Origin of the sequence: Duganella sp. OV510 (assembly GCF_900100205.1) — a bacterium.
GTDB lineage: Bacteria > Pseudomonadota > Gammaproteobacteria > Burkholderiales > Burkholderiaceae_D > Rugamonas.
The window spans coordinates 418,209-443,245 of sequence record NZ_FNEQ01000004.1; the positions used below are offsets into that span (position 1 = coordinate 418,209).

A 25,037-nucleotide genomic window follows, 5' to 3' on the forward strand; every position below is an offset into this window, starting at 1 on the left:
ATTACTCGTTAAGTAAGTACTCACCCTCGATGCGTGCAGCGGCCGCACGTACCAGCTGGCTGCTGGCCCAACGTCCCAGTTCTTCCGGCGACTGCTTCAGATAGTTGTTGTTAGCCGCCGCAAACACCGGCATTGAGGTCAACAACGCCGGCACATCCGCCAGGGCGATACGCTGGCGTTCCAGCAACAGAAACTTGAGCAGCACCTTCAATGCGTTCTGCGCGTTGCGTACCGGATCGGCGGACAGGTAGTCCAGTCGTGACCGCGCACGGGCCAGCGCGCCGGCCACATCGGTGAACGGCGCGCCGTGACCAGGAATGACGACCTCCACATCCAGCCCTGCGATCAGGTCCAGCGTGGCGCGTTCCTCGGCAAAACCGGACTGGCCGTCCAGCTCGGGGAAGATCACGCCAAAGCCGTTTTCCCACAAAGCGTCGGCGGAAAGCAACACCTTTACTTCAGGACAGTAAAACATCACGGAATGCGGATCATGGCCGGGAGCGCCCAGCGCCTGCCATTCCATGTCCGCCAGCCGCAACACGTCGCCGGGCGACACGGTGGCGTCAAAGGTGAAGCGGTCGCAACGCTGGCCGGTGGCCTTGAAACTGAGCGCATCCACGTCCCAATGCCGCACCTTGTCGGCCTCGGCCACCGGGATCGAGGTCTGGCAGCCGAAGTGGGCCTGCAATATGGCGTTGCCGCCGCAATGGTCGGAATGCAGGTGCGTGTTGAGTATCTGGTCCAGGTGGCGGCCATGCAACACATGGCGCACCAGCGCCAGCGTCTGCGGCGCGTGGCTGACATAGCCGGTATCGATAATAGCCGTGTCATGGCGGCCCAGCAGCATGATGTTGTTGGATGACAACCAACCGCGCTCAAGCACCTGTATCGTATCCGGCAGCAGGCTCATCGTTCCTCGTCGTCGAAGTGGATGGTTGCACGCCGCTGCGGCAACTCGGCCCAGACGGCGCGTTTGTAATCATCGTTGGCCTTGCCCCAGGCGACGATTTCCTCGATGGTGCGCAGGCAGCCCATGCAATAGCGCCGCTCCATGTCCATCTTGCACAGGCTGACGCACGGCGATGGCACCGGCGACGGCAGTATGTTAGTTACTTCGCTCATGACGCTATTATGCCGCGAAGTCCCTTGACTTGCTTCGATTCAGTTCTAAACTACCATCCATACAGATGGTTATCAGATGGGGAATCCATGGCGGCCGAATCAGAAAAAATTACCATCAATCTTGGTCCTATCGATTTAGGCCAGATTGACTTGCTGGTGCAGGAAGGGTTTTACTCTAACCGTACCGATTTGATACGCACGGCGATCCGCAATCAGCTGAACCTGCATGCCGATGTGGTGCGGCAGACTGTGGCGCGCAAAAGCCTGGTGCTAGGCATGCAACATTATTCGCGCGCCGACCTGGAAGCGTTGCAGACAGCCGGCCAGCGGCTGCAAATCCAGGTGCTCGGCATGGCCAGCATCGCCAGCGATGTATCGGTGGAACTGGCGCTGGCCACCATCGAATCCATCGTTGTACTCGGTACGCTGCACGCCAGCGCCGTCCTCAAGGCGGCATTGGCGCCGCGCATCCATTAAAGGAATGCCATGAAACTCAATTTTCTAAAGCAGATGCGCGAGGCGGCGCAGCATTTTATCGACAAGAATATGCATCTCCAGAAGCACGCGCAGCAGCAGGTGCAGCGGCCGGAGGAATTTGCCCAGGACATGCTGAACCGCATGGGCATCAAGCTCGATTTGCAGGCCAACCTGGACCGGGCCATCGACATCGGCTCGGTGCTGCATCCGGCGCCGGCGCATCCGCTGCCGGCCGGTGCGCAGTTTGTCGCCGGCAGCTATAGCAACCATGCGGGCACGCGCAACTACAAGCTGTACATTCCGGCCAGCTATCACGGCCAGGCGATGCCGCTGCTGGTGATGCTGCACGGCTGCACGCAGAATCCGGACGATTTCGCCGCCGGCACGCAGATGAATCAGCTGGCGGAGGAAATGGGCTGGCTGGTGGTGTATCCGGAACAGACCGCGCAGGCCAACCATTCGAAGTGCTGGAACTGGTTCAATGCGATCGATCAGCAGCGCGGCCAGGGCGAGCCGTCCATCATTGCCGGCATTGCGCGGCAGGTGATCGACGAATATCCGGTGATTGAGCGGCAGGTGTATGTGGCGGGCTTGTCGGCAGGCGGCGCGATGGCGGTGATAGCCGGCACGCTGTATCCGGAACTGTTTGCGGCAGTGGGCGTGCATTCGGGCTTGCCGTTTGCGTCGGCGCAGGATTTGCCGTCGGCCTTGTCGGCGATGAAGCGTGGTGTGAATACGGCGGCCAAGGCGGGCAATGGTTCGCAGCCCATTATCGTATTCCATGGCGATAGCGATACGACGGTGAATCCGCGCAATGGCGAGCAGGTGATGGCGCAGCGGCTGCATCACCATCGCGGCGTGCGGCCGAAGGTGCAATCCGGCGCGGTGCCGAACGGCTATCGCTACACGCAGACCACGCATACCACGGCGGATGGCGCACCGGTGGGCGAGCATTGGGTGGTGCACGGCGCCGGCCACGCCTGGTCCGGCGGCAGCGAACTCGGCACCTACACCGACGCCAAAGGGCCGGACGCCAGCCGTGAAATGCTGCGCTTCTTCCGCACGGTGAGCTGAGCTAGATCGCGCCAGCCACTCTCAGGATCAAGCCGATCATTGTCAGCAGATTGGTGATCGTCAGGCCGGCCATCCAGTACACCAGTCTGTCGATGCGCTTGTCCAGACGCTCTTCCGCGCGGTCCTGCCGATCGATCAGGTAGCGCTGGACGTCATCGATCTTGTTGCGCAGCGATTCGAATCCAGCCAGCATCGCCTGGTGATGCATTTCTTGCGTGCGCTGCAGGGCCAGCAGCGCACCGGCAACGTTATCCATTTGAGTCTCCAGCCGCACGATGCGAACGATGTGGTCATCGTCCGCCGCGCCGCTTTGCTTGTCAAGCGAGGTCGGGTGCATTTCAGCGCTCCCAGCGATGGGTTATGCGCTATTGTCGGGCGGTGTATTGGCTGCCGTTTGAGGATGGTCAATGATGTGCTGCGTCAGGCACGCCGGGCACCAGCAGCTGGCGCCGGCGACGGACGGGACCGGCAGCGCGGGCGGCAAAAACGTGCACCAGCACGGCTCTGCCGGAGCGGCCGGATCGGCGTCCTTCATTGCGCAGGAGAACTGCGTGCCGCAGCGGGAACAGGTACTCATCGCCGCAGCGTATCGGAGCTTCCGGGAAAATACAACCGGATGGCCCTATAATGCGTGCTTGAGTGCAGCCACAGGCTGTAAAATGCGCCCAAAATCTTTCTACCGGAATCGCCATGACCCAACTGACCAATCTGAACCTAGGCAATGACGCCGACGACCTGACTTCCGTTGAACCACGGATCAAGGCGCAAATTCTGGCTGAAGCGCTCCCCTACATCCGTAATTACCACGGCAAAACCATCGTCATCAAATACGGCGGCAACGCCATGACCGACGAACGCCTGAAACACGGCTTCGCCCGCGATGTCATTTTGCTCAAACTGGTTGGCATGAACCCGGTAGTCGTGCACGGCGGCGGTCCGCAGATCGACAACGCGCTGAAGAAAATCGGCAAGCAAGGCACTTTCGTGCAAGGCATGCGCATCACCGACGAAGAAACCATGGAAGTCGTCGAATGGGTGCTGGGCGGCGAAGTCCAGCAGGACATCGTGATGTTGATCAATCACTACGGTGGCCAGGCAGTCGGCCTGACCGGCAAGGACGGCGGCCTGATCCGCGCCCGCAAGATGGCCATGCCGGACAAGGAAAATCCAGGCCGGACGCTGGACATCGGCTTCGTCGGCGAAATCGAAGCGATCAATCCGGCCGTGGTTAAAGCACTGCAGGACGACGCCTTCATCCCGATCATCTCGCCAATCGGCTTTGGCCAGGATGGCCAGGCCTACAATATCAACGCCGACGTGGTGGCCGGCAAGATCGCCGAAATCCTCAAAGCCGAAAAGCTGATCATGATGACCAACATCGCCGGCGTGCAGGACAAGCAGGGCAATCTGGTGACCGACCTGTCGGCGCGCGAGATCGACGAGATGTTCGCAGACGGCACGATTTCCGGCGGCATGCTGCCTAAAATCTCATCAGCCCTGGATGCAGCAAAGTCCGGCGTCAACACGGTGCACATCATCGATGGCCGGATTGAGCATTCTTTGTTGCTCGAAGTCTTGACCGAACAAGCTTTTGGCACTATGATCCGGTCTCACTGAAAAAAAGGCGGTATCGCCGGACATCGGTGAAACCGCCACATTTGTATGCCCTTTTAGCTCAGTGGTAGAGCACTCCCTTGGTAAGGGAGAGGCCACGTGTTCAATCCACGTAAAGGGCACCACTTCTCGCAGCACCCTCCCCCACTTAGTAAATTCGTTCGACAGTCAGCCCGCGTTTGCGCAGCAGCTCCGGTACGCTTGTTTTGCCCACCAGGTGCAGCACGCCGATCGCCGCCACACTGTTGTTGGCACGCGCCATCAGCTTGACCATGCCATCGGCCAGCGCCGGATTGCGGCCATCCAGCAACACCTTCTGCACGAAGCGGCCGGAGAAGGTGTCGTCCTGCTCCGCCTTCAGCGCCAATGCCTCCAGCGCCTTCGCGTCGGCGGTGCGCCAGGCATCGGCGATCTCGCGCGCCTGCGCGCTCTGCTCCTTGTCCTCGATGCCGTTGATGGCCTCCTGCAGGAAGGTCAGTTGCTCGGCCGGCGTCATCTTGTCGAACAGTGCCATCTGACCATCGGCCGATTCCAGTTCGAGGATTTTCTGGCCGGCGGCATGCGCCTGTTTCGACAGGTGCGCATCCACCGCCAGACCAGCCTCATAGCCTTGCGCGGCAAATTCGCTCACCGTCAGCAGGCTGGCCAGCAGCCAGGGCTTCATCATCGCCACCGACTCCGGCTCGATGTTGTACTGCTTGAGCAAGCGATCAAGGCGCTGGCGCCAGGCGGGCGTCAGGCCGGTGATGCCCTTGCTGTTCAAGCCGTGCTTCTGCACCGCGCGCGCCAGCTTTTGCGGATCGCCAAGCGGATCGATTTCCAGCGCCAGCACCGGCGCCTGTTGCAGCAGGCCGGCCAGGCGCGGCTCCAGCGGATAGAAATCCTTGGAGCCGACGTGGATGGTGCCGAACAAATACAGCGTATGGCCGTTCTGCTGCACCTTGAACAGCGCGCCGCGATTCGGCGCCGCAGCCGGCTCCGCCGCCCAGGCGGGACCGAAGGCAAACAAGAACAAACTGCAGAACATCACTATAATCTGGCGCTGCATGATTTCCTTTATTGGTAGAGATGACGTGAACTGACGTGAATATTACCCGCTCCTCGCCCGTGTGGCTGTTTGATCTCGATAACACGCTGCACAACGCCTCGCACGCCATCTTCCCCGCGATCATGGCTGGCATGAACACCTATCTCGCGCGCCTGCTGGGAGACGGCGTCACGCCCGCCAGCGACGAACTGGTGAACGCGACGCGCACGCTGTACTGGCAGCGCTACGGCGCCACCACACTGGGCGTGGTCAAGCACCATGGCGTCAAGGCCGCGCACTTTCTTGATGAAACCCACCGCTTCGACGACCTGCATGCGATGATCCGCGCCGAGCGCGGACTGCGCCAGCTGCTGCGCCGCCTGCCCGGCCGCAAAATCCTGCTGACCAATGCGCCACACCGCTACTCGACACAAGTGCTGAAGCACCTGGGCTTGCAGCGCCACTTCCACCAGCACATCGCGGTGGAAGCGATGACGGTGCACCGCCACATGCGTCCCAAGCCATCGAAGCTGATGCTGCGCAAGCTGATGCGCCGCCACCAGCTGACGCCGGCCCGCTGTGTGCTGGTCGAAGACACGCTGGCCAACCTGCGCAGCGCGCGCCAGCTCGGCATGCGCACCGCCTGGGTCACGCAGTACCTGACCATCGGCGACACCGCCGGCCTGGCGCATCCGCAAAAAAGGCTGATTCGCCCCGCTTATGTCGATGTCAAAGTAAAATCTGTCAGGAACCTGCCGTCACGCCTGCACCAGCTGCGCTGACCAACACTTTTAATCGCGAGATCATATGGCAAGCACACCGCCAGGCCAGCGCCGTTTGCAGATACTGCAGGCGCTGGCGGAGATGCTGGAACAACCCAAGGGCGACAAGATCACCACCGCTGCGCTGGCGCGCAAGCTGGAGTTTTCCGAAGCCGCGCTGTACCGGCACTTCGCCAGCAAGGCGCAGATGTTCGAGGGACTGATCGAGTTCATCGAATCGACGGTGTTCGGCCTGATTAACCAGATCGCCGAGCGCCAGAGCGACGGCCTGGCGCAGACACGCGATATCGTCGGCATGCTGCTCAACTTCGCCAGCCAGAATCCCGGCATGGCGCGGGTGCTGATCGGCGACGCGCTGGTCAACGAGGACGAGCGCCTGCAACTGCGCATGAACCAGTTTTATGACCGCGTCGAGCTGGCGCTGAAACAGGCCTTGCGCCTGGCCGCCAGCGAAGGGCAGGCACACGAAGCGGATAGCACCGCGCGCGCGGCGATGCTGACCAGCTTCGTCATCGGCCGCTGGCACCGTTATGCCAAGAGCGGCTTCAAGCACAATCCGTCGCAGGACGCGGCGCTGCACATCACGTTACTGCTCTCGTAATGAACACCGAAGTCTTCGCCCTGCTGGACGACGCCAGCCCGGAAGCCGCGCTGTCAGGCGGCCGTTCGCGCCTGTACACCGGCCACACCGGCACGCTGCGCTGCGACGACATCGCCGCCTGGCCGCAACTGCTGGAGCAGATGCAGGCGGCATTGGCGCGCGGCGAATACGCGGTCACCGTGTGCGCGTACGAACTTGGCGAAGCGCTGCTGGCACTGACACCGCCAGCCGCCGCGCCGCGCAGCGCATCAGCGCCCGCCAGTGCGCCGATGCCACCGCTGGCGCGGGTGCTGCTGTTCCGCGACTGCGCGCTGCTGTCGTCCACCGAAGTCGGCGACTGGCTGGCCGCCCGCTCCTTCCCGATCGACCGGCCGGCCGGTGTGGCCAACATTCAGCCGAACATCGATCAGGAAGCGTTTAGCGCCGCCCTGGCGCGCATCCACGACTACATTGCGGCTGGCGACACCTACCAGGTCAATTACACCTTCAGGCTGCGTTTTGACACGTTTGGCGGCATCCATGCCTTGTATGCCCGCTTGCGTGGCCGCCAGCCGGTCCCTTACGGCGCGCTGATCGCGCTGGACGACGGCAGCGCCGTGCTGTCGCTGTCGCCCGAGCTGTTCGTGCGCCATGCAGACGGTGAACTGACCGCGCGCCCGATGAAAGGCACAGCCCCGGCCGCGCCGCCGAAGCAGCAGGCGGAAAACATCCTGCGCGCCACCAACCTCGCCGCCGATCCCAAGAACCGCGCCGAGAACCTGATGATCGTCGACCTGCTGCGCAACGACATCGCCCGCGTCGCCGTCACCGGCAGCGTCGACGTGCCCGCGCTGTTCGAGGTGCACCGCTATGCCAGCGTGCTGCAGATGACCTCCACCATCACCGCGCGGCAGCGCGACGACGTCACACTGGCCGACATCTTCGATGCGCTCTACCCGTGCGGCTCAATCACCGGCGCACCGAAACGCCGCACCATGGAAATCATCCGCGAGCTGGAACCGGATGCGCGCGGCATCTACACCGGCGCCATCGGCTGGTTCGATCCACGCGCTGATGGCAAGGTTGGTAACTTCTGCATGTCGGTGCCGATCCGCACGCTGACCTTGCAGCCTCCCGGCGCGGACGGCGTGCAGCGCGGCGAGATGGGCGTCGGCGCCGGCATCGTCTTCGACAGCGACGCCAGCGCCGAATACGCCGAGTGCCAGCTCAAGGCGCGCTTCCTCACCGGCCTGCAACACGATTTTGAACTCTTCGAAACGATGCGCGCCACGCCGGCCGGCGGCGTGCGCCATCGCGCGCGCCACCTGAAACGGCTGGCGGCATCAGCGGCCTACTTCGGCTTCCCCTGGGATGAGAACGCTGCTGCTGCTTATCTGGACACCGCCTGCGCCATGCTGGAGCCGCAGCACGCCGCCTACCGCCTGCGGCTCGCACTCAGCGACGCCGGCGCGTTCTCGGTGCAGCACGCGCCGCTGACGCCATTGGCCGAGCCGGTACGCGTGCTGCTGGCCGAAGACCACAGCAGCAGCGCCGACCTGTTCCTGCGTCACAAAACCAGCATTCGCCAGCGCTACGACGCCGCCTGGCGCGACGCCGAAGCGCAAGGCGCGTTCGACACCCTGTTCTTCAATGAACGCGGTGAATTGACCGAGGGCGGCCGCAGCAACGTCTTCGTCCGCATCAACGGCCAATGGCTTACGCCACCGCTGAGCGCCGGCGTGCTGCCGGGCGTGATGCGCGGCGTGCTGCTGGACGATCCGGACTGGCACGCCAGCGAAGCCGTCATCACCCGCGCGATGCTGGACAGCGCCGACGAGATCATCCTCTGCAACGCGCTGCGCGGCGCGCTGCGGGCGACGCTCGCCTAACTGGCCAGGCGCAGCCGGCTGGCATCCTTTGCCGGCGATGCGCCGAACAGGCGCGAATAGTCACGGCTGAACTGCGACGGACTATCGTAACCAACGTGATAGCCGGCGTTGGCGGCATCCAGACCATCGCTGACCATCAACCGGCGCGCTTCCTGCATCCGCAGCTGGGTGCGGAATTCCAGCGGACTCATTGCCGTCATGGCCTTGAAGTGTTCATGGAATGCCGACCGGCTCATGCCGGCGATGCCGGCCAGGTCATCAATGCGCCAGCCATCCTTGAAGTGCGCGCGTATCCACAGGATGGCGCGGGCGATCTGGCTCTGGCGGCTATCGGCCTGCGTCAGCGCGTAGATCGCGCCGCCATTCGGACCGGTCAGCAGCCGGTAGAGGATTTCGCGCACCGCCAGCGGCGCCAGTGCGGCAATATCGTCCGGCGTATCCAGCAGCCCGACCAGCCGCGTGGCCGCATCCAACAGTCCAGGCGTCATCTGATTCAGCGTCAGGCCGGCCGCCGGCACGCTTTCCGCAGGCTGTGGATAGTTAAGCGCCAGCTCCCCGAGGTCGGCCGCATCGAGATCCAGCTGGATGCTCATGTAGGGATGCGTCACGCTGGCCTCGATCACCGTGCCCATGACAGGCAGGCCGACCGACGCCACCAGATAGCTGCTCGGATCGTAATGGAATACGCTGGCGCCCAGCGTGGCGCGCTTGCGGCCCTGCGCCACAAAGCAGGCAGTCGGTTCGTACACCACCGGCATCGGCAAGGTCGGCGCGGAGCATCGGATAAGCTTCAGGCCGGGAATGGCGCAGGCAAACGTGCCATCCTCCGGCGCGTGCCGGGCAATTGCGTCGCGGAATGATGGAAGTTGGGTCATCCGCCATTATGTGCACGTGCGGAGGATCGTGCAAGCTTTGCGGAAGATCCTGCTACCGCTGCCAGGCCCGCAAGCACGAAAATGGTCGTCATCAACACCCACCCTGAGGAGATTTCTGATGACGACCAAACTTGACCAATACCGCCTGCTCGGCCGTTCCGGCCTGCGTGTTTCGCCGCTGTCGCTGGGCACCATGACCTTCGGCTCCGACTGGGGCTGGGGCGCCGATGACGCCGAAGCGCGGCGCATCTTCGATGCCTATGTCGACCGTGGCGGCAACTTCATCGACACGTCGGTCAACTACACCAATGGCGCCTCCGAGCGGATACTCGGCAGCTTTGTCAAAGACCAGCGGGACCGCCTGGTGCTGGCCACCAAGTTCACCATGGCGCGTGATCCGTCCAACATCAACTCCGGCGGCAATCATCGTTACAACATGGTGCGCTCGGTGGAAACCAGCCTGCGCCAGCTGGACACCGACCGCATCGACCTGCTGTATGTGCACGCATGGGATTTCACCACCCGTCCCGATGAAGTGATGCGCGCACTGGATGATCTGGTACGCGCCGGCAAAGTGCTGTATCTGGGCATCTGCAACACGCCGGCGTGGCGCGTGGCCGAGCTGCAAACGCTGGCGGACCTGCGTGGCTGGTCACCTCTGGTGGCGCTGCAAATCGAATACAGCCTGGTCGAACGCACGGTCGAACATGAGCTGCTACCGATGGCGCAGTCCATGGGTCTCGGTGTGTTGCCGTGGTCGCCATTGGGCGGCGGCATCCTGACCGGCAAGTACAGCCGCAAGGATCTGTCCGATGACAACGGTGCCGATGTCGCCAATGACCGCAAGGGCGTGATTGCCTCCACCGGCCATCTGAACCAGCGCTCGCTGGATATCGCCGAGGTGGTGGGCCAGGTCGCCGCAGAGCTGGGCGTTTCGCCCTCGCAGGTCGCCATCGCCTGGACGCTGACGCATCCGGCCATCGTCTCGCCGCTGATCGGCGCCCGCACGGTTGCCCAGGCCGAAGACAATCTCGGCGCGCTGGACGTGGTGCTCAGCGAAGACCAGCTGGCGCGCCTGAACGCCGCCAGCGCACCGGCGCCGATCTTCCCGGACCGCTTCATCGGCCGCCCGATGGCGCAGCAGCTGATCTTTGGCACGTCCCAGGTAAGCCAGCGCCGCCTATAAGTCGACGATCATCTCGAAACCGCCGTAAATCATGCGCTTGCCGTCGAAGGGCATGTTGGCGGGATCCATGAAGGCAAGGACGCGTGGATCTTTCATGACCTTGTCGTTGATTTCGTCCCGCTTGGCGCGTGATTCGTAAGTGATCCAGGAGAACACCACCAGCTCGCCTTCCTGCAGCTGCACGCTGAGCGGGAAGGATGTCAGCTTGCCGGGCGGAACGTCGTCGCCGATAGTTTCGCGGAATTCCAGCGCGCCGTATTCCTTCCACACCGGGCCGCATGCAAGCGACATTTTCTTGTACGCCTCAAGCTTATCCTTGGGTACCGGAACCACAAACCCGTCTACGTATGCCATGGCCGTCTCCTTGATGGTGAGGCGCCTAGCGTAGCACGAAGCGTTTCCGGTAAGCGCCCGGTGTGGTGGCGGTGAGACGACGGAAATGGTGGCGCAGCGTTTCCTCGGAGCCGAAGCCGGCACGCTCGGCAATCTGCGCCAGCGGCACATCCGGTTCCTCCAGCAAATCCTTGACGATGGCCACGCGCTCGCGGATCAGCCACTCTACCGGGCCGAGGCCGGTGGCCTGCTGGAACTGGCGCTGCAAGGTGCGCGGACTCATCGCCGCGCGTTCGGCCATGCTGGCCACCGTATGCGGCTGCGCCGGATGGCTGCGCAGCCAGTCCATCAGGCGCGACAGCCGGCCCTGCTCGCCCTGCGCCATCGGACGCGGCAGGAATTGCGCCTGGCCGCCCTCACGATGTGGCGCCACGACCAGCCGTTGCGCCACCAGGTTGCCGATCCTGGCGCCATGGTCGCGCCGCACCAGATGCAGCAGCATATCCAGTCCGGCGGCCGAGCCGGCGGCGGTGATAACTTGTCCGTTATCCACATACAGATGGTCGGGCTGTACCTCGATGTGCGGATAACGTTGCGCCAGGCGTTCGGCATAGCGCCAGTGGGTGGTGGCACGCTGGCCGTCCAGCACGCCGGCGGCAGCCAGCACGAACACGCCCGAGCAAATCGAACACAGCCGCGTGCCGCGTGCGTGGGCAGCGCGTAACCACGCCAGCAATTGCGGCGGCGGTGCTTCATCCGCATCGCGCCAGCCGGGGATGACGATGGTGTCGGCGCGCGCCAGCAAATCCGGCGCGTAAGGCGCCTGCACAGTGATGCCGCCGGCCGCACGGATCGGACCTTCCTCCACCGCGCAGACCGCAAATTCGTACCAATCCACGCCCAGCTCCGGACGCTCCAGCGCGAACAGTTCGACCGTGCAGCCGAACTCGAAAGTGCACAGACGGTCGTAGGCTAGCGCCACAACGAGATGTTTTTTCATGGCGCAATCTTACCGTAGATTGGCATTCGCGCCACTTCTTGCCATGAAGGGGCGGCAGCACAATGAGCGCTCAACCTCAAAGGAGTATCCGATGTCACTCGTTACCACCATTACTGCCGCCGACAGCGCCGCCGCGCTGGCCCATTTTGAAGCCAGCTTCCGCTACGAAACCGATTGCTGGGACGTGCACGACGCCCTGCATAACGGCCAGCAGGATTTTGTGCTGCTCGATGTGCGTGGAACGGAAAAATACGCCGCCGGCCACGTGCCCGGCGCGCTGGATCTGGCGCATCGCAAGATTATCGGCTCGAAGATCGCCGAATTTCCAGCCGACACGCTGTTCGTGGTGTACTGCGCCGGCCCGCATTGCAATGGCGCCGCACGCGCCGCCGTCCGGCTGGCGCAGCTGGGACGCCCGGTCAAGGTCATGCCGGGTGGAATTACCGGCTGGCTGGATGAAGGCTTTGCCCTGAGCGCCCCGGCAAACGGGCGCGACAATCAGACTGCGGCGCTATAGACTGCGGCTGTTTGTCACCGAAGGGAAGGATACGCAATGCAAAAGATACGTCACCGATGGACCGCCTTCGCCATGCTGATGGCCATGGCCGGCATCGCCGCAGCCAGTGCCGACACGACGCCCAAGCCGGGCGGTGTGTATCGACTGAAGCCTGGCATCTATGTCGCGGAAGGTTCGGAATGCAGCGCCCCGGCCAACGCCGCCATCCGCCGCTACGACGGCAAGGGGATCTCGACTGCGCATACCCACGCCTGCAAGGCCAGGGTGAGCAAGCGCCGGGGCAATCAATATACGGTGGATCAGTCCTGCATCGATGCTGGCACCGGCACAGCGCCGCGCCAGATCCAGCATCAACAGGTGACGGTGGAAAATGCGCTGACCTTCAAGCAAAACATCGCCGGCAATGTCACCTCCTATCGCTACTGCCCGATCAGGGAGTTGCCGGCCGACTTGCGCAAGGCCGCGCGCTGAATCAGGAGCCCAGCGCTTTTTCGATGGCGCCAACCAGCTGCTTGTCGTTTGGCGTGACCTTGCTGCCGAAGTTGTTGACCACATTGCCATGGCGGTCGATCAGGTATTTATGGAAGTTCCAGGCCGGCGCCTTGCCGGTCACCTTGATCAGGTTGGCGAACAGCGGATTAGGCTCCTTGCCCGACACCACCGACTTGGCAAACATCGGGAACTTCACGCCGTAGGTGTTGTAGCAGAAATCGGCGATTTCCTTGCTGCTGCCTGGCTCCTGCTGGCCGAAATCGTTCGATGGGAAGCCCAGCACCACCAGGCCCTTGCCGCTGTACTTGGCGTACAGGCTTTCCAGACCCTCGTACTGGTTGGTGAAACCGCAGTAGCTGGCGGTGTTAACCACCAGAATCACCTTGCCCGAGTACTGGCACAGGTCTTGCGGCGCATCGTCCTGCAAACGCTTGAAATTTTGCTTGAGGATGGCCGGGCAGCTTGCTGGCGCCGACGTCGCCGCAGCGGCAGCCGGCGTGGCGGCTGGGGCTTGCGCGAACGCCGAGGCGCTGGCCAGCATGGTCAGCGAGGAAACGAAGCACAGTTGGGCGAAGGTCTTGGACATGGTGTCGGGCCAGAAAGAATAGGAAAAAAACCATTCTAGTCCAATTTAGTTCCCCTCGCACGATTGATCCAGATTAAGCAAAATGCGCGGCTGCGCGATATCGTCATCCCACGTCGCGGAGGCGGTATGCGTATCCTGTTGTCTTGGCTGTTGCTATGGTTCACCGGCGTCGCGCAGGCGCAGGTGATCCCCTTGCCGGCGCTGCGTGCCGGGCAGGTCAGCGTGTCCGGGCTGTCCTCCGGCGCCTATATGGCGGTGCAATTCCAGGTGGCGTTCTCGCGCACGGTCATCGGCGCCGGCATCGTCGCTGGCGGGCCTTACTTTTGCGCGCAAGGAAACGCCCTGATCGCCACCACAGTTTGCAGCTGCAGCGAAGGCCTCCCCTGCCGCGTGCGTCCCGGCGGCACCGGCGTGCCGGCGCTGATCGCCCTCACCGACTGGTTTGCCGCCTCGCGCACCATCGATCCCCCCAGCGCGCTGGGGGGCCACCGCATCTGGATGTTTTCCGGCAGCCTGGACACTGTCGTGCCGCAAGCAGTCAGCAACGACCTGCTGAGCTACTACCGCCATTACATCGACGCCAGCCGCATCGCCTACAAGCGCAACCTCGCCGCCGAACATGCGATCCCCACCGACAGCTACGGCAATGCCTGTTCAGCGCTTGGCACGCCCTACATCAACAACTGCAACTACGACGCGGCCGGCGAAATGCTGAACTGGATCTATGGCCCGCTGGCGGCGCGCAGCAGCACGCTGTCCGGCCGTTTCATCGCCTTCGACCAGTCGGAATTCATCGCCGTGCCGGCGTGGCACGGCATGGCGGACGTCGGCTACCTGTACATCCCGCCATCCTGTGAAAGCGGCGGATGCCGGCTACATGTGGCTTTCCACGGCTGCCAGCAAAGCCCGGCCAATATCGGCACACTGTTCGTGCGCCACGCCGGTTACAACGCCTGGGCCGACAACAATCGGTTGCTGGTGCTGTATCCGCAAACCTCGGCCACCGCCGCCAATCCCAAGGCATGCTGGGACTGGTGGGGGCATGACGACACGCGCTACGCGCAAAAAAATGGCCGCCAGATGGCAGCCATCAAACACATGGTGGACCGCCTGACCGGCAGCCCCGCCCTCGTGCTTATATGCCGCCGAGGCAGATGTACTTGACCACCAGGTAGTCTTCGATGCCCAGGTGCGAACCTTCGCGCCCCAGGCCCGACTGCTTGACGCCGCCGAACGGCGCCACCTCGGTGGAAATCAGGCCGGTGTTGACGCCCACCATGCCGCTCTCCAGTCCTTCCGCCACGCGCCAGATGCGGCCGACGTCGCGCGAATAAAAATAGCTGGCCAGGCCAAACTCGGTGTTATTGGCCAGCGCGATGGCTTCCTCATCGGTCTTGAAGCGGAACAGCGGCGCCAGCGGGCCAAAGGTTTCTTCTTTCGCCACCAGCATGTCATCATTGATATCGGCGATCACGGTCGGCTGGAAGAAGCTGTGCCCCAGCGCGTGACGCTTGCCGCCCAACAGCAGCCGGCCGCCCTTGGACAGCGCATCGGCAACATGCTGCTCGACTTTCTTCACCGCCTTCTCGTCGATCAGCGGACCTTGCGTGACGCCCTCCTCCACGCCGTTGCCGACCTTGAGTTTTTCCACCGCCGCCACCAGCTTTTGCGCAAACACTTCGTACACGCCATACTGCACATAGATACGGTTGGCGCACACGCAGGTCTGGCCGGCGTTGCGGTACTTGGAGGCGATCGCCCCCTCCACCGCCGCATCGAGATCGGCGTCATCAAACACAATGAACGGCGCATTGCCGCCCAGCTCCAGCGACAGTTTCTTGATGGTCGGCGCGCTCTGCGCCATCAACAGCCGGCCCACCTCGGTGGAGCCGGTGAAACTCAGCTTGCGCACGAGCGGATTGGAAGTCATCTCGCCGCCGATGTCCTTCGACTTCCCGGTCAGCACGCTGAACACGCCCGGCGGCACGCCGGCACGTTCAGCCAATACCGCCAGCGCCAGCGCGCAGTACGGCGTGGCCTCGGCCGGCTTCAACACCATCGGACAGCCCGCCGCCAGCGCAGGGCCGGCCTTGCGGGTAATCATCGCAATCGGGAAGTTCCATGGCGTGATGGCAGCGCACACGCCGATCGGCTCCTTGCTGACCAGGATGCGGCGGTCCTGCCATGGCGACGCCAGCGACTCGCCGGCCACCCGCTTGGCTTCCTCGCCGAACCATTCGATGAAGGAAGCGCCATACGCCACCTCGCCGCGCGACTCGCTCAGCGGCTTGCCCTGCTCCGCCGTCATCAGCAGCGCCAGGTCGTCGGTGTTTTCCAGGATCAGATCATTCCACTTGCGCAGGATCAGCGCGCGCTCCCTGGCGGTCTTCTTGCGCCATGCCGGCCAGGCGGCGTTGGCGGCGTCGATGGCGCGCCTGGTCTCGGCGACGCCCATCACCGGCACGGTGCCGATTTGCTCGCCGGTGGCAGGATTGGTGACGGCCAGCGTGGTGCCGCTGTCAGCGTCGGTCCACTCGCCGTTGATGTAGGCCTGCTGGCGCAGCAGGCTGGGATCTTTCAGTTGCAGCATAAGGCATCCTCCTTACTCCACGGTGAAGGACGACAGGTCGGGATGCGGTGGCGGATAGTGCAAGTCCATGCCTTCCAGCGTCTCCAGCAGCAGGCTGGCGATCACCAGGTTGCGATGGGTCTTGGAATTGGCCGGCACCACATACCACGGCGCGTGCGGCGCATCCGTTTCGCGGATCGCCTTTTCATAGGCACGCTGATAGTCGTCCCATTTTTCACGTTGCTTGATATCTTCCGGATTGAACTTCCACTGCTTGTCCGGATCGTCCAGTCGTTCCTGCAAGCGCTCGCGCTGTTCTTCCTTCGAGATATGCAGGAACACCTTGATGATGACCGTGCCGGTTTCCGCCAGCATGCGCTCGAAATCGCGGATCTGTGCGTAGCGGCGCTTACACTCGTCGTCATCGATCCAGCCCTGTACCTTGGTGATCAGCACATCTTCGTAGTGGCTGCGATTGAAGATGGCGATTTCGCCCAGCACAGGCACATGCTGATGCACGCGCCACAGATAGTCGTGCGCCAGTTCGTTGTCGGTCGGTCCCTTGAAGGACACGGCGCGCAGCCCCATCGGATTGATGCCCTTGAATAGCGCGCGCACCGTGCCGTCCTTGCCGCCCGTATCTGTGGCCTGCAAGACCAGCAGCACTTTCTGCTTGCGCTGCGCGTACAGCTTGTCCTGTAGCGCAGCGATGCGCTCGATCAGCGCTGCGGTGCGTTCCAGATCCAGCGTCTTGGCGCGCGACTTGCCAAGCTTGGGATTGGCGGCGCGCGTCGAAAAGGTGGTGTCGTCGGCATCCTTGTCGCGCAGCTTGAGTTTTGGAGTGGCGCGGAAGCGCTCGCGGGCATTATGGGTCATGGTTTTAGCATATCACTTTGCCGCCAGCTGTGCCGCGCGGATGCCCCACCAGGCAGCTTCCTCGAATACCGAGAAGCCGGACAGGTCGGCGTGCGCGAACAGGATCGGCCCATCCACTTCGCGCAGCGCTTTCATGCCGGCGTTGCTGCGGAAGTTAGGCCAGGGGACGGCCATCGCGTGGCCGCGCAGCGTGATGTCGACGCGCTCGACGCATGATGCGAACTGGCCGCCGTAGGCGCTCTTCAAATCAGCGCTGGCCAGCGCCAGCAACTCCTCCGGCTTGGCCGACGCCATCCAGCCACGCGCGCTGCTAGCCTTCCGGTCCGACAGCGCGACGTAGGCGCTGAACACCGTCTTGGCCGGCGGCTGCACGCGAATATCCTGGTGCGTGGAGACGACATAACCCAGCCCCGGCTCGCCATACACCACGTTATCCCATGACAGCGGCTGCGGGTTGGCACCGCCCTGCAATTCTTCCGGGAAGCGCTTGAGCAGGAAATTCGCCACCATCCATGGCGCATATTCGGGCGCATGCTTCGCCGCGTCGAAACCGTATTCGCTGATGTTATCCACAACGCGCGCAGCAACGTAAGTCGGCATCGCGCAAATGGCTTTGCGGGCGCGTACCAGATACGTGCCTGGCTTGCCATTCGTCAGCGTGAAGCACAGCGCCTCGACGCCGTCCTCCGTCTTCTTCAGCGACACCGCCGTGCCAGCCATGCGCTTGACCGCCGCCAGCTTCTCGATGCCAGAGGCAAGTGGCTGCAAGCCGCCCGGCCATGTCAGCCAGGCGCCGTCGCCAGAGTTGGCCGCCTGCCCCCAGCGGCTGCAATAATAGTGCAGGCCTGCCCACGCGGACACCTTGTCGTAGCGCGTGCCGTAGTCATCGCGGCAGCAGTAGTTCAGATACCAGTGCAGCGTCGGCGACTTGTAGCCGTTCTGCTCCATCCACTGCTTCAGCGTGATGCGATCCAGCGCCTGCCACTCAGGATCTTCCGACGACATCACCGTCGGGAAAACAAAGACGCGGCGCCCATCCTTGCCATGCAACTGCCGCAACCGGCGCACCTCATCAAAGAAGCGCTTGTGCTCAGCCAGTTCCCATTGCGGCACGCCGTCGGTGGGAATGAAGCCCTCCTGCCACTGGCCGTTGTACAGCAGGCGTTCTTCCGGCGCGTGCAGGATGAAACGCTCGTCGTAGTAAGGCTTCTCGCCATACGGATCTTTCTGGATGATGCCCAGGTCCGCCAGGATTTCACGCACATGCGTCGACTCCGGCGACGGCAGCGGCAGATAGTGGGCACCGGTCGGATACTCGTACTCGCCGAAAGCGCCACCTGCCGCGTTACCGTAAGGTTGCGGGCCATCGATCATCAGCACATCGGTCTTGCCCAGCTTTTTCAGCTTCCACGCGGCGGTGAGGCCGGCCGCGCCCGAGCCCAGTATCACGACATCGGTGTGGATAACTTGCGATGGCGGCGGCAGCGCACGCTTGTCGCGCAAGAAGTGGCCTTCATCGCGGCCGACATAATGCAAGGTCGGCGTAATCTCCTGCCAGCGCTGGAACGCCAGCCCGCTGCCGGCGGCAGTCACGCCGGTGGCCCCGGCCCAGACGAGGAAAGAGCGGCGCAGCATCAGCGTATCACCCGGCGCCAGTCCTGCTCGAATTCATGCACGAGCGACTGGGTATTGAGACGGTTTGGTTCCATCGGCAGCGGCTTCATATCCGGCGGGAAGATGAACATTTCGCGCGTGGTGTCGGCGTTCAGATAACGCATCGGCAAACGGTAGCTGGTCGGCGGCGTGTACGCTGCCTGTGGCGACGCCAGGATAAAGCCCCATTCGCCAAACGATGGCACATAGGCGTGATACGGCCAGGTCTTCATGCCGACATCGCGCAGCGTGGCGTCGATGGTCCAGTAGGCGTGCGGCGCAAAGAACGGCGATGTCGATTGCACCGTCATCAGCCCGTTCGCCGCCAGGTGCTTGCGCACCATGCCGTAGAACGGTACCGAGTACAGCTTGCCCAGCGCGAAGCTCGAAGGATCGGGGAAGTCGACAATCACTGCATCGAACATATCGTCGTTATGCTGCAGCCAGATGGCCGCATCGGCGTTGATCACGCGCACGCGCTTGTCGCTGAACGACGCATTATTCAGCTTGACCAGTTCCGCGCGCTGCGTGAAGGCGGTGGTCATGGCCGGGTCCAGGTCGACCAGCGTGACATGCTCGATGTTCTTGTAGCGCAGGATCTCGCGCAGCGCCAGGCCATCGCCGCCGCCCAGTACCAGCACGCGTTTGGCCCACGGCAGCGCCTCCAGCACCGGATGCACCAGCGCTTCGTGATAGCGGTACTCGTCGCGCGACGAGAATTGCAGGTTGCCGTTGATGTACAGGCGCGTATCGTCCTTCCAGCGCGTGATGACCAGGCGCTGATACGGCGTGGTGGTGGCATAGACGATTTCATCGCCAAACAGGCCATGCTCGCCCCAGTGCGTCAGCTTGTCGGCAAAGGCAAAGCCAAACACCAGCACGCACATCACGGCGCTGGCGCGCAGCATGCGGCCGGTGACGTTTTTCAGCTCTGTGCGAAACACGCTGATTGTCCACAGGGCCACGCCCACATTCAGCATGCCGAACATGAAGCCGGTACGCACCAGCCCCAGGTACGGCGCCAGCACCAGCGGGAACAGCACCGACACCGCCAGCGCCCCCAGATAGTCGAAGGTCAGCACCTTGCTGACCAGTTCATTGAATTCCGTCTGGCGCGCATTCAGCGCGCGCATCACCAGCGGCACCTCCATGCCGACAAAAGCGCCGACCAGGAACACCATCGTGTACAGCATGGTGCGGAACGGCGCTGTCATCCACGTGAAGGTCAGGAACAGCACCGCCGCCGAAATACCGCCGATCAGGCCGACCGCCAGTTCGATATCGACAAAGCGCGCCAGCACGTCTTCATCTTTCACGTACTTGGAAAAGTGCGCGCCCACGCCCATCGCAAACAGGTAGCATCCAATAATCGTGGAGAATTGCAGCACCGAATCGCCCAGCAGATAGCTGGACAAGGCGCCGGCGATCAGCTCATACGCCAGGCCGCAGGACGCCACCACGAAGACGGACAGTATCAGAATCTTTTTGTTCATTGAGCTCGTTTGCATTATTATCAAGTAATAACTTTACCTGAAGGTGCGCCGTGCCCGCCATCCTAAACTATCTGATCCACCTGCTGCTGGCAGCAGTGTTGTTGGCCGCGTTCTTCAAAGCCTACACCTGGATGACGCCGTTCGACGAGGTGAAGCTGATACGCGAAGGGAATCAGGCCGCCGCGCTATCGCTGGGCGGGGCGCTGATAGGTTTTTCCATCACTATCGGTTCCGCGCTGATGCATACTCTCGATTACCAGCAGTTTTTCGCCTGGGCCTTCGGCGCCATGGTGATTCAGGGACTGGCGTATGCGATCGCCACGCGCGTGCTGAATATGTCCAAAGACCAGATTGAAGCGAACAACACCGCTTTCGGCGGCCTGCTGGGCGCGATTTCCATTTCCATCGGCGTCATCAACGGCGCCTGCATTTCCTAAGCGAGGACCATCATGGGTATCGGCAGCTTTATCAAGAAGCAGTTTATCGATGTACTGCAATGGAACGAGGACACCGAAGGCGTGCTGGCCTGGCGCTATCCGATGGCCGACCAGGAGATCCAGAACGGCGGCCAGCTGGTGGTGCGCGAATCGCAGGTGGCGGTGTTCGTCAACGAAGGCCAGGTGGCCGACGTGTTCGGCCCCGGCACCCACACGCTGACCACGCGCACGCTGCCGGTGCTGACCAACCTGAAAAACTGGGACAAGCTGTTTGATTCGCCGTTCAAGTCGGACGTGTACTTCTTCAGCACCCGCGTGCAGACCGGCCGCAAATGGGGCACGGCGCAGCCGATCACCATCCGCGACAAGGATTTCGACATGGTGCGCGTGCGCGCCTTCGGCATGTATTCGTATCGCGTGACCAATGCGCACGCCTTCTTCACCGAAATCAGCGGCACGCGCGAGATCTACACCCGCGACGAGGTGGAAGACCAGCTGCGCGGCATCCTGATGGCGACCATGGCCAGTTCGCTGGGTGCATCGCAAGTGCCCTTCCTCGACATGGCGGCCAACCAGGCGCTGATGGCGCAGCAGGTCAAGGGCGACCTGACCACCGCCTTCGCCCGCTACGGTATCGCGCTGGATGAATTCAACGTCGCCAGCGTCAGCCTGCCGGAAGAACTGCAAGCGGCGCTGGACGAGCGCATCTCGGCCGGCATGAAAGGCGGCATGAGCGCGGACAAGATGGCCGGCTTCACCAAATATCAGGTGGCCAGCGCGATTCCGCTGGCAGCCGGCAATGAAGGCGGCCTGGCCGGCATCGGCGCTGGCCTGGGCGCCGGCATGACGGTGGGCCAGGTGATCGGCCAGACGCTGGGCAGCACGCTGGCGCCACAAGCTGCGGCCCCTGCCGCCGCCGCACCGGCCGAAGACTCCATCGAAGCGCGCCTGGAAAAACTCAAAGGCCTGCTGGACAAAGGCCTGATCTCGGCCGCCGACTACGACAGCAGCAAGGCCGAACTCCTGAAAAAACTGATCGGCTAACACTGCATGCAAATTGTTTCCTGTCCCAGCTGCGGCGCGGAAGTCAAATTCCGCTCGCACGCCTCGGTCATGGCGGTCTGCGAATACTGCAGCACGCGCGTGCTCAAGGACGCCGACGCCGTCAAGGACCTGGGCAAGATGTCGTCCGTGCTGGAGGACTACTCGCCAATCCAGATCGGCACCGCCGGCGTGCTGGGTGGCCGCCCGTTCACGGTGGTCGGCCGCATCCAGCTGCGCTATTCGGCTGGCATGTGGAACGAGTGGTTCCTGTTCTTTGACGACGGCAAAACCTCATGGCTGGGCGATTCGTCCGGCATGTACACCATCACCGCCGAATACCAGGGCGAGACGCACACGCAGGCCTTCGAGGACCTGACGCCCGGCCGCAACCACCAGATCGGCAATGGAATGTACACGGCCGCCGAGGTGCGCGTGGCCGATTGCGTCGGCGGCCAGGGCGAACTGCCGTTCAAGGTGGGCGATGGCTACCAGGCGCGCGTGGCGGATTTCCGCCGCGGCGCCGAATTCATCACGCTGGATTACTCGGACGGCCCGCAGCCGGTGGTCTACACCGGCATCGCAGTCACGCTGGACAGCCTGCAATGCCAGCTGCTGCGCGACGACGACACCATCCAGCGCGCCGCCGGCCGCTATCGTGGCAAGCTTGACGCACTGGATTGCCCATCCTGCGGCAGCCCGATCAAATACCTGCCCGGCGTGACGGCCAACCTGGTGTGCCCGGCCTGCGCCACGCAGATCGACGCCGCCAGCCCAGAAGCGCTGGTGGTGGCCGCCGGCGAGCGCGTGGCGGCCGTGCCGCTGACGCTGGAGCTGGGCGCCACGGCCAAAATCAACAATCAGGACTTCACCATCATCGGCATGATGCGCCGCGCCGACGACGAAGGCACGCAGTGGAACGAATACCTGATGTACGGCCCGCGCGCCGGTTTCTCATGGCTGGTGGAGACGGATGAAGGCTGGTCCGGCGCCAATGTGCTGGCCGAATGGCCGCTGAACTACACACCGGGTGCCGCCAAGGTGCTTGTGGATAAAGTCAGTTTTTCCCGCCTGTACGATTACGGCGCAGTAGTGACGTATGCGGTGGGCGCCTTCAACTGGCGCGTTAGCGTCGGCGACAAGACGCAGGTGGAGGAATTCCAGGCCGGCCAGTTGCGGCTGTCGTCCGAAACCACCGCGCAAGAGATGACATGGTCGCGCTCCGCGCCGGTATCGGCCGACCAGCTGGCGTTGTGGTTTGGCAGCGCCTTCAAGGGCCGCGTGAAATCGCCGTCCAAGACCAAGCCGTTTGCCAACAACCGCCATCGCACCACGGCCAAATACATCATCTGGTTCATGCTGGCGGTGAATGCGATACCGTTGCTGTCCAACTTTGGCGACACCTGGTTCCTCAGCGCGATTGCCGCGCTGGCGATCTACCTGCCGGCGACCTTCCTCGATAATAATGACCAAGCATGAGTAAATTCTTCATCTACGCGATCATCGTGGTGCTGTTCAGCGCCGGCAGCAGCTGGAGCCGGATGGGCGGTGGTTCCGGCACCGGCGCCGCGCGTGGCAGCGCCTGGAGTTCGCACACCGGCGGCGGTGGCGGCAGCTGGGGCGGTGGTTCCGGCGGCGGAGGCCACAAGTGAAGCGCGAGACGCTGCCATCGATGGCGCCTGGCGCTGCAAGCAGCCCGCCCGCGACCGTCGCGGCGCTGGCACATGCGCCAACCGGCACGCATGTACTGGCCGACCTGAATGGTATCGCTGCCGAAAAATTAAGCAACTGTGCGGCGCTGGAAACGCTGCTGCGCGGCGCCGCCGAAGCGGCCGGCGCACGTGTGCTGTTCAGCCATTTCCACGCTTTCGGCGAAGGCCAGGGCGTGACCGGCGTGGTGCTGCTGGCGGAATCGCACATTACCATCCACACCTGGCCGGAATGCGGCTTTGCCGCCGCCGACATCTTCATGTGCGGCAAATCTCAACCGGAGTTAGCGCTCGCTCTCATCAAGAAGGCTTTGCAGCCTCGGTCTGCTCACGTTCATACCGCGCGGCGCGGGCCGCCAGTTTTTTAAGCAGCGCCGGCAGGAAGATGATCAGCGAGTCGATCAATACGTGGGCGATCATGCAGGCGATCAGGTCGCGCTGCCACAGGTAAAGGCCGGTCAGCAGCCCACCGCCGAACAACACGCCCACCAGATGTCCCCAAGACCAGCCGCCCAGGTGGGCCAGCGTGAACACCGTCAACGGGACCAGCGCGGCAATCCACAGGCTGCCAGTCAATTCGTACAGGCGCTCGATCGGATAGCCGCGAAACATGATTTCCTCGGTAATGCCGGCGGTAATGACCACCGCCCAGCGGAACCACGCCGGCGTGGCGACCAGCCGGTTCAAGCCCTCTGCGGAATCCTCCGGCAGCGCCGCCTTGCCGCCTTTGCTGGCCTGGATCACCGAAATCACCGACGTCGTCAGGATAGTCAGCCCCAGCGCGGCGCCGATCATCCAGGCCAGGTAATTGCCTGGCACGATGCCGATGCTGGCCAGTGTGCGCTGTTCCCACAGCAGCAATACCGCCAGCACGGCCAGGCAGGCGCCCCAGGTCTTGGCCAGGTGAGGCCACTGTTCGATCGGGCCGCTTTTATCGCCATGCTTGAGAAAGGCAAACAGCGACGGCAAGCCCATCGCCAATATCAAGCCGACGATGGTTGCTGTCATGCGGCCTGATCCGCAGCCAATGCCTCGTCTTTCTCACGGGCGGCGATGGCAGCCGGACGGCTGTTCACGCGTTCCACATACTGTTCGATAACCGGCAGCTTGGGCACGATGCCAAACATCAGCATCCAGCCGAAGGCCGTGCCCCACAGCACATCCAGCGCGCTGAACTGCTCGCCCAGCAGGTAAGGGCCTTTGCCCAGCTGCTCGACCAGCGTGTTGAACATGGTGTCGAAATCGCCGTAGTGGCAGGCCTGCTTGTCGGCCGGCTTGTTCTTCATCCACTGGTCGACGATGGCCGGCTCGAAGCAGCTGCCATAGAAAGCCATCCAGCGCAGATAAGGGCCACGCAGCGGATCGCCCAGCGGCGGCGCCATGTTCGCTTGCGGGAACAGGTCGGCCAGGTACAAATAGATGGCCACTTGCTCGGTGACGACAGCGTCGCCATGGCGGATCGCCGGCACCTTGCCCATCGGATTGACGGCCAGATAAGCGGCTTCGCGGTTCTCGCCCTTCCTCATGTTCATCACATGCAATTCGTAAGGTGCGTGCAGTTCCTCCAGCAAGGTCAGCACGCCGGTCGAGCGCGAGTGCGGGCAATGGAACAAAGTCAGTTGCTGATTCATGCGTTTCTCCTGGATAGTGGTGGAAAACTCACGATAACGCTTGATAAGATGAGGGTCTTGTAAAAACGCGAACG

At 63.0% G+C, this 25,037-nt stretch carries 30 protein-coding genes and 1 tRNA gene; 16 read left to right on the plus strand and 15 right to left on the minus strand.

Annotated elements, in window-relative coordinates; translation table 11 throughout:
• Position 1 precedes the first annotated feature (1 nt).
• Positions 2-910, minus strand: a complete 909-nt coding sequence (locus BLS51_RS14135) for an MBL fold metallo-hydrolase (RefSeq protein WP_090188773.1) — start codon at positions 908-910, stop codon at positions 2-4.
• Positions 907-1,122 carry a DUF1289 domain-containing protein gene (locus BLS51_RS14140; protein ID WP_090188770.1) on the minus strand — a complete coding sequence of 72 codons (216 nt, stop codon included), beginning with the start codon at positions 1,120-1,122 and terminating at the stop codon, positions 907-909. The genes BLS51_RS14135 and BLS51_RS14140 overlap by 4 nt, the downstream gene beginning before the upstream one ends.
• Before the next feature lie 87 nt (positions 1,123-1,209).
• Between BLS51_RS14140 and BLS51_RS14145 the strand changes: the two genes are divergently transcribed.
• Positions 1,210-1,599, plus strand: coding sequence for a CopG family transcriptional regulator (locus tag BLS51_RS14145; protein ID WP_090188767.1), 390 nt, complete (start codon positions 1,210-1,212; stop codon positions 1,597-1,599).
• Positions 1,600-1,608: 9 nt separating this feature from the next.
• Complete coding sequence (locus BLS51_RS14150) at positions 1,609-2,673, plus strand: extracellular catalytic domain type 1 short-chain-length polyhydroxyalkanoate depolymerase (protein ID WP_090188764.1); 1,065 nt, start codon at positions 1,609-1,611, stop codon at positions 2,671-2,673.
• 1 nt (position 2,674) lies between these two features.
• On the opposite strand, the gene BLS51_RS14155 is transcribed toward BLS51_RS14150, so the two are convergent.
• Together BLS51_RS14155 and BLS51_RS30245 are read right to left on the minus strand one after the other, a co-directional pair.
• On the minus strand, positions 2,675-3,010 hold the full coding sequence (locus tag BLS51_RS14155) for a hypothetical protein (RefSeq protein ID WP_090188759.1): 336 nt from the start codon (positions 3,008-3,010) through the stop codon (positions 2,675-2,677).
• A 21-nt stretch (positions 3,011-3,031) separates the two neighbouring features.
• Entirely contained in the window at positions 3,032-3,250 is a 219-nt protein-coding gene (locus BLS51_RS30245; protein ID WP_090188754.1) for a cysteine-rich CWC family protein, read from the minus strand.
• A 113-nt stretch (positions 3,251-3,363) separates the two neighbouring features.
• Between BLS51_RS30245 and argB the strand changes: the two genes are divergently transcribed.
• The gene (gene argB, locus BLS51_RS14165) at positions 3,364-4,290 is read left to right on the plus strand and encodes an acetylglutamate kinase (protein ID WP_090188749.1); all 927 of its coding nucleotides are present in this window, start codon (positions 3,364-3,366) and stop codon (positions 4,288-4,290) included.
• Positions 4,291-4,337: 47 nt separating this feature from the next.
• Positions 4,338-4,412 (plus strand) — tRNA-Thr (locus tag BLS51_RS14170).
• A gap of 23 nt (positions 4,413-4,435) precedes the next feature.
• Here the strand turns inward: BLS51_RS14170 and BLS51_RS14175 are convergent.
• Entirely contained in the window at positions 4,436-5,335 is a 900-nt protein-coding gene (locus BLS51_RS14175) for a TraB/GumN family protein (protein WP_229207686.1), read from the minus strand.
• Between the two features lie 35 nt (positions 5,336-5,370).
• On the opposite strand from BLS51_RS14175, the gene BLS51_RS14180 reads away from it, so the two are divergent.
• From BLS51_RS14180 to pabB, 3 genes are read left to right on the plus strand one after another with little or no spacing between them, the layout of a single operon-like run.
• Positions 5,371-6,096, plus strand: a complete 726-nt coding sequence (locus BLS51_RS14180; RefSeq protein ID WP_229207685.1) for an HAD-IA family hydrolase — start codon at positions 5,371-5,373, stop codon at positions 6,094-6,096.
• A gap of 25 nt (positions 6,097-6,121) precedes the next feature.
• Positions 6,122-6,697, plus strand: coding sequence for a nucleoid occlusion factor SlmA (slmA, locus tag BLS51_RS14185; RefSeq protein ID WP_090188742.1), 576 nt, complete (start codon positions 6,122-6,124; stop codon positions 6,695-6,697).
• On the plus strand, positions 6,697-8,565 hold the full coding sequence (gene pabB / locus BLS51_RS14190) for an aminodeoxychorismate synthase component I (RefSeq protein WP_090188739.1): 1,869 nt from the start codon (positions 6,697-6,699) through the stop codon (positions 8,563-8,565). Before slmA ends, pabB begins: the two co-directional genes overlap by 1 nt.
• Here the strand turns inward: pabB and BLS51_RS14195 are convergent.
• On the minus strand, positions 8,562-9,440 hold the full coding sequence (locus tag BLS51_RS14195) for an AraC family transcriptional regulator (RefSeq protein WP_090188735.1): 879 nt from the start codon (positions 9,438-9,440) through the stop codon (positions 8,562-8,564). The genes pabB and BLS51_RS14195 overlap by 4 nt on opposite strands.
• A gap of 118 nt (positions 9,441-9,558) precedes the next feature.
• Between BLS51_RS14195 and BLS51_RS14200 the strand changes: the two genes are divergently transcribed.
• The gene (locus BLS51_RS14200; RefSeq protein ID WP_090188732.1) at positions 9,559-10,626 is read left to right on the plus strand and encodes an aldo/keto reductase; all 1,068 of its coding nucleotides are present in this window, start codon (positions 9,559-9,561) and stop codon (positions 10,624-10,626) included.
• On the opposite strand, the gene BLS51_RS14205 is transcribed toward BLS51_RS14200, so the two are convergent.
• Positions 10,621-10,980 carry a DUF1428 domain-containing protein gene (locus BLS51_RS14205; protein ID WP_090188728.1) on the minus strand — a complete coding sequence of 120 codons (360 nt, stop codon included), beginning with the start codon at positions 10,978-10,980 and terminating at the stop codon, positions 10,621-10,623. The two genes, BLS51_RS14200 and BLS51_RS14205, sit on opposite strands and share 6 nt — an antisense overlap.
• A gap of 25 nt (positions 10,981-11,005) precedes the next feature.
• On the minus strand, positions 11,006-11,959 hold the full coding sequence (gene ftrA / locus BLS51_RS14210; RefSeq protein ID WP_090188723.1) for a transcriptional regulator FtrA: 954 nt from the start codon (positions 11,957-11,959) through the stop codon (positions 11,006-11,008).
• 91 nt (positions 11,960-12,050) lie between these two features.
• On the opposite strand from ftrA, the gene BLS51_RS14215 reads away from it, so the two are divergent.
• Positions 12,051-12,476, plus strand: a complete 426-nt coding sequence (locus BLS51_RS14215) for a rhodanese-like domain-containing protein (RefSeq protein WP_090188720.1) — start codon at positions 12,051-12,053, stop codon at positions 12,474-12,476.
• 36 nt (positions 12,477-12,512) lie between these two features.
• Positions 12,513-12,947, plus strand: coding sequence for a hypothetical protein (locus tag BLS51_RS14220; protein WP_090188717.1), 435 nt, complete (start codon positions 12,513-12,515; stop codon positions 12,945-12,947).
• Between the two features lies 1 nt (position 12,948).
• Here the strand turns inward: BLS51_RS14220 and BLS51_RS14225 are convergent, their stop codons facing one another.
• Positions 12,949-13,554, minus strand: coding sequence for a glutathione peroxidase (locus BLS51_RS14225; RefSeq protein WP_090188712.1), 606 nt, complete (start codon positions 13,552-13,554; stop codon positions 12,949-12,951).
• Positions 13,555-13,680: 126 nt separating this feature from the next.
• On the opposite strand from BLS51_RS14225, the gene BLS51_RS14230 reads away from it, so the two are divergent.
• Positions 13,681-14,718, plus strand: a complete 1,038-nt coding sequence (locus BLS51_RS14230) for an extracellular catalytic domain type 2 short-chain-length polyhydroxyalkanoate depolymerase (protein ID WP_229207684.1) — start codon at positions 13,681-13,683, stop codon at positions 14,716-14,718.
• On the opposite strand, the gene BLS51_RS14235 is transcribed toward BLS51_RS14230, so the two are convergent.
• From BLS51_RS14235 to BLS51_RS14250, 4 genes are read right to left on the minus strand one after another with little or no spacing between them, the layout of a single operon-like run.
• Positions 14,690-16,144 (minus strand): NAD-dependent succinate-semialdehyde dehydrogenase, encoded by a 1,455-nt coding sequence (locus BLS51_RS14235; protein WP_090188708.1) that lies wholly within the window; start codon positions 16,142-16,144, stop codon positions 14,690-14,692. The two genes, BLS51_RS14230 and BLS51_RS14235, sit on opposite strands and share 29 nt — an antisense overlap.
• Before the next feature lie 12 nt (positions 16,145-16,156).
• Complete coding sequence (locus BLS51_RS14240; protein WP_090188705.1) at positions 16,157-16,999, minus strand: polyphosphate kinase 2 family protein; 843 nt, start codon at positions 16,997-16,999, stop codon at positions 16,157-16,159.
• Between the two features lie 12 nt (positions 17,000-17,011).
• Positions 17,012-18,634, minus strand: a complete 1,623-nt coding sequence (locus BLS51_RS14245) for an NAD(P)-binding protein (RefSeq protein ID WP_090188700.1) — start codon at positions 18,632-18,634, stop codon at positions 17,012-17,014.
• Positions 18,634-20,145 (minus strand): polyamine aminopropyltransferase, encoded by a 1,512-nt coding sequence (locus BLS51_RS14250; RefSeq protein WP_090188695.1) that lies wholly within the window; start codon positions 20,143-20,145, stop codon positions 18,634-18,636. The genes BLS51_RS14245 and BLS51_RS14250 overlap by 1 nt, the downstream gene beginning before the upstream one ends.
• Positions 20,146-20,195: 50 nt before the next feature.
• On the opposite strand from BLS51_RS14250, the gene BLS51_RS14255 reads away from it, so the two are divergent.
• From BLS51_RS14255 to speD, 5 genes are read left to right on the plus strand one after another with little or no spacing between them, the layout of a single operon-like run.
• Positions 20,196-20,582, plus strand: a complete 387-nt coding sequence (locus BLS51_RS14255; protein ID WP_229207683.1) for a DUF350 domain-containing protein — start codon at positions 20,196-20,198, stop codon at positions 20,580-20,582.
• A gap of 12 nt (positions 20,583-20,594) precedes the next feature.
• Positions 20,595-21,626, plus strand: coding sequence for an SPFH domain-containing protein (locus tag BLS51_RS14260; RefSeq protein WP_090188692.1), 1,032 nt, complete (start codon positions 20,595-20,597; stop codon positions 21,624-21,626).
• A 6-nt stretch (positions 21,627-21,632) separates the two neighbouring features.
• Complete coding sequence (locus tag BLS51_RS14265; protein ID WP_090188687.1) at positions 21,633-23,102, plus strand: DUF4178 domain-containing protein; 1,470 nt, start codon at positions 21,633-21,635, stop codon at positions 23,100-23,102.
• Entirely contained in the window at positions 23,099-23,275 is a 177-nt protein-coding gene (locus tag BLS51_RS29715; protein ID WP_175472577.1) for a hypothetical protein, read from the plus strand. The genes BLS51_RS14265 and BLS51_RS29715 overlap by 4 nt, the downstream gene beginning before the upstream one ends.
• Positions 23,272-23,700: an adenosylmethionine decarboxylase gene (speD, locus tag BLS51_RS14270; protein ID WP_373994353.1), complete on the plus strand. Its 429-nt coding sequence runs from the start codon at positions 23,272-23,274 to the stop codon at positions 23,698-23,700. Before BLS51_RS29715 ends, speD begins: the two co-directional genes overlap by 4 nt.
• Here the strand turns inward: speD and BLS51_RS14275 are convergent.
• Positions 23,633-24,340 carry a CPBP family intramembrane glutamic endopeptidase gene (locus BLS51_RS14275; protein WP_090188682.1) on the minus strand — a complete coding sequence of 236 codons (708 nt, stop codon included), beginning with the start codon at positions 24,338-24,340 and terminating at the stop codon, positions 23,633-23,635. The genes speD and BLS51_RS14275 overlap by 68 nt on opposite strands.
• Entirely contained in the window at positions 24,337-24,963 is a 627-nt protein-coding gene (locus BLS51_RS14280) for a glutathione S-transferase family protein (RefSeq protein ID WP_090188679.1), read from the minus strand. The genes BLS51_RS14275 and BLS51_RS14280 overlap by 4 nt, the downstream gene beginning before the upstream one ends.
• Between the last annotated feature and the right edge of the window lie 74 nt (positions 24,964-25,037).

Excerpts from the sequence above, each read along its gene's own strand:
- BLS51_RS14135 (WP_090188773.1), bottom strand. The coding sequence starts at position 910 with ATGAGCCTGCTGCCGGATACGATACAGGTGCTTGAGCGCGGTTGGTTG.
- BLS51_RS14140 (WP_090188770.1), bottom strand. The coding sequence starts at position 1,122 with ATGAGCGAAGTAACTAACATACTGCCGTCGCCGGTGCCATCGCCGTGC.
- BLS51_RS14145 (WP_090188767.1), top strand. The coding sequence starts at position 1,210 with ATGGCGGCCGAATCAGAAAAAATTACCATCAATCTTGGTCCTATCGAT.
- BLS51_RS14150 (WP_090188764.1), top strand. The coding sequence starts at position 1,609 with ATGAAACTCAATTTTCTAAAGCAGATGCGCGAGGCGGCGCAGCATTTT.
- BLS51_RS14155 (WP_090188759.1), bottom strand. The coding sequence starts at position 3,010 with ATGCACCCGACCTCGCTTGACAAGCAAAGCGGCGCGGCGGACGATGAC.
- BLS51_RS30245 (WP_090188754.1), bottom strand. The coding sequence starts at position 3,250 with ATGAGTACCTGTTCCCGCTGCGGCACGCAGTTCTCCTGCGCAATGAAG.
- argB (WP_090188749.1), top strand. The coding sequence starts at position 3,364 with ATGACCCAACTGACCAATCTGAACCTAGGCAATGACGCCGACGACCTG.
- BLS51_RS14175 (WP_229207686.1), bottom strand. The coding sequence starts at position 5,335 with ATGCAGCGCCAGATTATAGTGATGTTCTGCAGTTTGTTCTTGTTTGCC.
- slmA (WP_090188742.1), top strand. The coding sequence starts at position 6,122 with ATGGCAAGCACACCGCCAGGCCAGCGCCGTTTGCAGATACTGCAGGCG.
- pabB (WP_090188739.1), top strand. The coding sequence starts at position 6,697 with ATGAACACCGAAGTCTTCGCCCTGCTGGACGACGCCAGCCCGGAAGCC.
- BLS51_RS14195 (WP_090188735.1), bottom strand. The coding sequence starts at position 9,440 with ATGACCCAACTTCCATCATTCCGCGACGCAATTGCCCGGCACGCGCCG.
- BLS51_RS14200 (WP_090188732.1), top strand. The coding sequence starts at position 9,559 with ATGACGACCAAACTTGACCAATACCGCCTGCTCGGCCGTTCCGGCCTG.
- BLS51_RS14205 (WP_090188728.1), bottom strand. The coding sequence starts at position 10,980 with ATGGCATACGTAGACGGGTTTGTGGTTCCGGTACCCAAGGATAAGCTT.
- ftrA (WP_090188723.1), bottom strand. The coding sequence starts at position 11,959 with ATGAAAAAACATCTCGTTGTGGCGCTAGCCTACGACCGTCTGTGCACT.
- BLS51_RS14215 (WP_090188720.1), top strand. The coding sequence starts at position 12,051 with ATGTCACTCGTTACCACCATTACTGCCGCCGACAGCGCCGCCGCGCTG.
- BLS51_RS14220 (WP_090188717.1), top strand. The coding sequence starts at position 12,513 with ATGCAAAAGATACGTCACCGATGGACCGCCTTCGCCATGCTGATGGCC.
- BLS51_RS14225 (WP_090188712.1), bottom strand. The coding sequence starts at position 13,554 with ATGTCCAAGACCTTCGCCCAACTGTGCTTCGTTTCCTCGCTGACCATG.
- BLS51_RS14230 (WP_229207684.1), top strand. The coding sequence starts at position 13,681 with ATGCGTATCCTGTTGTCTTGGCTGTTGCTATGGTTCACCGGCGTCGCG.
- BLS51_RS14235 (WP_090188708.1), bottom strand. The coding sequence starts at position 16,144 with ATGCTGCAACTGAAAGATCCCAGCCTGCTGCGCCAGCAGGCCTACATC.
- BLS51_RS14240 (WP_090188705.1), bottom strand. The coding sequence starts at position 16,999 with ATGACCCATAATGCCCGCGAGCGCTTCCGCGCCACTCCAAAACTCAAG.
- BLS51_RS14245 (WP_090188700.1), bottom strand. The coding sequence starts at position 18,634 with ATGCTGCGCCGCTCTTTCCTCGTCTGGGCCGGGGCCACCGGCGTGACT.
- BLS51_RS14250 (WP_090188695.1), bottom strand. The coding sequence starts at position 20,145 with ATGAACAAAAAGATTCTGATACTGTCCGTCTTCGTGGTGGCGTCCTGC.
- BLS51_RS14260 (WP_090188692.1), top strand. The coding sequence starts at position 20,595 with ATGGGTATCGGCAGCTTTATCAAGAAGCAGTTTATCGATGTACTGCAA.
- BLS51_RS14265 (WP_090188687.1), top strand. The coding sequence starts at position 21,633 with ATGCAAATTGTTTCCTGTCCCAGCTGCGGCGCGGAAGTCAAATTCCGC.
- BLS51_RS29715 (WP_175472577.1), top strand. The coding sequence starts at position 23,099 with ATGAGTAAATTCTTCATCTACGCGATCATCGTGGTGCTGTTCAGCGCC.
- BLS51_RS14275 (WP_090188682.1), bottom strand. The coding sequence starts at position 24,340 with ATGACAGCAACCATCGTCGGCTTGATATTGGCGATGGGCTTGCCGTCG.
- BLS51_RS14280 (WP_090188679.1), bottom strand. The coding sequence starts at position 24,963 with ATGAATCAGCAACTGACTTTGTTCCATTGCCCGCACTCGCGCTCGACC.